Below are 469 nucleotides of genomic sequence, written 5' to 3' on the forward strand. Positions count from 1 at the left end.
CTGGGAGAAAAAAAGGCATAGCAAAGCCATAAGACTGTGCTTGGCACATCTCAAGTTTTATTGTTGATGCAAGTTTTTTGAGCCGTAATGACTTAAAGCTTGAAAACCTTTGGGTGATCAAGCTACTTTAAATTTTTAAGTTGTGTCGTTATAGCTTTTGGCAAGGACTGCCAAGAAATAATGAATGTGCAAAGCCAACTCCTTCTATAGGGAGTTCTGCCAGACATTTTAAATTATGGTGGCAGAACGGAAGAGGGTTCGCAGACTAGTAATAACTCAAACTAGCACACCCGTAGGTGTCCCTCTCCCGTCCTACCGCTACGGGAGGGAACGAGTAGTTCACCACACAAGGCTGTTCCTCAGAAGGAATGGCTCTGATGCGGGAGTTATTATGCGGTCTGCGACGACCGACTGGCAATGTGGCCAGCAGGCAAATGGTAATCTTCAAAAATTAAGGTGTCAATGTGAA

Origin of the sequence: Acinetobacter sp. V2, assembly GCF_001188385.1 — a bacterium.
Classification (GTDB): domain Bacteria; phylum Pseudomonadota; class Gammaproteobacteria; order Pseudomonadales; family Moraxellaceae; genus Acinetobacter; species Acinetobacter oleivorans.